Here is a 3,170-nt window from a genome sequence, read left to right as displayed (position 1 = left end):
GGATCGGCTCACGCTTCAGCTGGCCGACTTCCTCGGCGATCTCGGCCAGCACGCCCATCGCCTTTTCCACCGATTTGCGCGATCCGCCGGCGTCCTGGATGTTGAAATGGCGCTTGCCGGCAGCGACGCCCTTCTGGCCGTAGAGGGTGAGCTGGTTGACCTCGCAGCCGAGGCCGACCATCAGCACGCCGCCGAAATTCGGGTGGCGGGCATAGCCGGCAAGCGTGCGGTGCAGCACCATCATGCCGTCGCCGGTGCCGCTCATGCCGCAGCCCTGGCCGTGGACGATCGGCACGAAGCCGTCGATGCCGGGATATTTAGGCAGCAGCGTGCGGTTGGCGGTGTCGGCGATGGAATGGCAGACGGTGGCCGAGCAATTGACGCTGGCGACGATGCCGATGAAGTTGCGCGTGCCGGCGCGGCCATCGGCGCGGCGATAGCCCATGAAGGTGCGGGCCCGGTCGGCCTCCGTCGCGTGCTCGGCCTCGCTCGGCGGCACGACCGGCAAGCGGCCGGATTCGAAAACCAGATTGTGCGAATGAACGTGCTCGCCCGCTGCAATATCCTGTGTCGCGCGACCGATCGCCTGGGCGTATTTTACCACGGCCTCGCCGACGGCGATCGGCTGGATCGCCACCTTGTGGCCGGGCTCGATCAGCGCACTGGCGACGGCACCGCCCGGCAGCGCGGTGCCGATCTCGATGCGGCCATTGGCGACGGCGACATTGTCGGCGGGGGACAGGAGAATGCAGTTGGAGGCGTTCACGGGCGGTTTCCTGGGTGATCCTGGGTTGCGCGGACGGATTGACACGCGTCTGTTTAGAGATATTGTCTTTTATCGTGAAAAAACAGTTTTGCGTCAATTGTTTTTTCACTGGGGAGTTCCGCATGTCCTTGGTTGTTCCGGGAAGCAATTTCGCTTCTCAGGGCCATGGGAACGTCATATTGCGCTTCAAACCGGCCGCCGCAAGCGACGGCGTGCAACGGGTCAGGGATGTCGAAGAGCAACAACGTCTACAAGGATGCCTACAACCGCTGCCTGCGGCTGCTCGACGAAACGCGCAGCCTGCCTTCGGAGCCGGAACTGGGCACCTTGCTTGGCGTCAGCCGTACGACCGTCCGCACCATTCTTGCGCGCATGGAAGAGACAGGGCTGATCGCCTGGGACAAGCGCGCCAAGACGGTGCTGCGCGAAGCGCGTCCGGACGATTTTTTCCCCGAAGAAGAGACCGACACGCTGGCCGAGATCATCGAACGGTCGTTCATGCGCAGGCTGCTCGCCGGCGGCGCCGAAGCCGGCATGCAGATCAACGAACTCGAACTGGCGCGTGAGATCGGCGTCGGCACCACCAGCGTGCGCGAGTTCCTGATCCGCTTCTCCCGCTTCGGCCTGATCGAGAAGCGCCGCAACAGCCATTGGGTGCTGAAGGGCTTTACGCGCGCCTTCGCGCTGGAGCTGACCGAAATCCGCGAAATGTTCGAACTGCGCTCGGCGGCCGCCTTCACCGCTCTGCCGCAGGACAGCGCGGTCTGGGCCGATCTCGACCGTCTGGAAGACGAGCATCGCCAGCTGGCAAACGAGATCTCCACCCGCTTCAACGAATTCTCCGAGCTGGATGAGCGCTTGCACAGACTCATCCACCGGGCATCGCATAACCGCTTCATCGTCGATTTCTACGATGTCATCGCCATGATCTTCCACTACCACTACCAGTGGAACAAGGCGCAGGAACGCGAACGCAACGAAGTCGCGATCGGCGAGCATCTGGTCTATATCGAGGCGCTGAAATCGCGCGACCTCGGCAAGGTCGACGCCGCCTGCCGCAAGCATCTGAAGTCGGCGCGCCAGACATTGCTGACCTCGATCCCGGAGAGCCGGTCGCTACAAAAATCCTGAGCCGCGCTGAGGCTCAGAGTCTTGTTTCATGCATGTCGTTGTCCCAAAACCGCCGCACCCTTTTGGGCGACATGCATTGATATGCCGCGTTGCCGCAGCGGTGATTTGGCGATTTTCCACCCGCCAGCCCCGTGCTAGGTATGTCGCGTTGCTGTGAAGAGGCAGGGCTTTGGGCGTATCGAGGAGACGGTGGAGCATGCCGGTCGCGCTTGTCGCGGCCTACTTGCTGTTGCTCCAGTCGACGCTTGGCGCATTCGCCTTCGGCGCCGGTCCCAACGCATCGCAGCTCGATGCGTTCGGCAACGTCATCTGTACCCATGATGGCGCCACCCAGCTTCCGGGCGGCGACCAGCGTCCCTCCCATCTTCCGGCATGCTGCGTGCTCGGCTGCAGCATGGTTTCGGCGGCCTTTGCGCCGCCGCCCGATGCCGGGCTAGCATTGCACAGCCTTTCCTTTGAAACGGTCGCCTTTGTCTTCCCGGCGGCCATTCATCTCGACTTTGCGCGTGAGCGCTCGCCGTCGAACCCGCGCGCGCCGCCGCTGACGGCCTGAGCCTGTTTGCCCGGCGGAACCTTTCGTGGGCGTACCCATCCAAAGATCAAACTGCTCGCGACCGGCAACGGCGCGACCATCACTTCATGGAGCAACCATGTCCTATTTTTTCCCTGACGCCGCGCGTCCTGCGCCCGGCGGCATTCTACGCGGCATCGAAGAGCGTGTCGGCATTGCCGTGCTGGCTCTTGCGCTGCTGTTCACAGGCGCCCAGTCCGTCCTCGCGCATGAGTTCAAACTTGGCGATCTCGAGATCGGCCACCCCTGGTCGCGCGCCACACCTGCCGGTGCCAAAGTGGCCGGGGGTTATTTCACCGTCACCAACAATGGCAGTGCACCGGACCGGCTGGTGTCGATTTCGTCCGATGTTTCTGAAAAGGCCGAGCTGCATGAGATGGGCGTCAAGGACGGCGTCATGACCATGCGGCCGGTTGCCGGCGGCCTGGAAATTCCGGCCGGCGGCAAGGTCGCGCTTGCCCCTGGCGGCTATCATTTGATGTTCATCGGCCTGAAGCGGCAACCCAAACAGGGCGAAAAGTTCTCCGCCGTCCTGACCTTCGAAAAGGCCGGCGCCGTCAGCGTCGATTTCGCTGTCGAAGGCATGGGCGGTGGCGCCATGGACGATCACGCCAATTGATCCGGCCGGTTCGACAAATTTTGAAAATCCGAGGGACCATCATGAACAAATATCTTTTGTCGGCCGGCGCACTTCTCGCGCTC

Annotated in this window: 4 protein-coding genes; 3 read left to right on the top strand and 1 reads right to left on the bottom strand. The window is 62.9% G+C overall.

Features of this window, described 5'->3' with window-relative positions:
* A partial coding sequence (locus tag EN939_RS27100) for a UxaA family hydrolase (RefSeq protein ID WP_164751250.1) occupies positions 1–766 on the bottom strand: 766 nt, incomplete at its 3' end.
* A 228-nt stretch (positions 767–994) separates the two neighbouring features.
* Between EN939_RS27100 and EN939_RS27095 the strand changes: the two genes are divergently transcribed.
* The 3 genes from EN939_RS27095 (at position 995) to EN939_RS27085 (ending at position 3,087) form a co-directional block, all read left to right on the top strand.
* Complete coding sequence (locus EN939_RS27095; protein WP_127270817.1) at positions 995–1,897, top strand: GntR family transcriptional regulator; 903 nt, start codon at positions 995–997, stop codon at positions 1,895–1,897.
* Positions 1,898–2,093: 196 nt separating this feature from the next.
* Positions 2,094–2,450 (top strand): DUF2946 family protein, encoded by a 357-nt coding sequence (locus tag EN939_RS27090; protein WP_127270815.1) that lies wholly within the window; start codon positions 2,094–2,096, stop codon positions 2,448–2,450.
* Between the two features lie 97 nt (positions 2,451–2,547).
* Positions 2,548–3,087: a copper chaperone PCu(A)C gene (locus tag EN939_RS27085; RefSeq protein WP_127270813.1), complete on the top strand. Its 540-nt coding sequence runs from the start codon at positions 2,548–2,550 to the stop codon at positions 3,085–3,087.
* Positions 3,088–3,170 lie beyond the last annotated feature (83 nt).

It is taken from the genome of Mesorhizobium sp. M7A.F.Ca.CA.002.05.1.1, from assembly GCF_003998335.1.
In the GTDB taxonomy this organism is placed as follows: domain Bacteria; phylum Pseudomonadota; class Alphaproteobacteria; order Rhizobiales; family Rhizobiaceae; genus Mesorhizobium.
Note: the sequence above shows the minus strand (reverse complement) of the source record. Positions and strands in the feature narration are given on the sequence as shown.

Excerpts from the sequence above, each read along its gene's own strand:
- EN939_RS27095 (WP_127270817.1), top strand. The coding sequence starts at position 995 with ATGTCGAAGAGCAACAACGTCTACAAGGATGCCTACAACCGCTGCCTG.
- EN939_RS27090 (WP_127270815.1), top strand. The coding sequence starts at position 2,094 with ATGCCGGTCGCGCTTGTCGCGGCCTACTTGCTGTTGCTCCAGTCGACG.
- EN939_RS27085 (WP_127270813.1), top strand. The coding sequence starts at position 2,548 with ATGTCCTATTTTTTCCCTGACGCCGCGCGTCCTGCGCCCGGCGGCATT.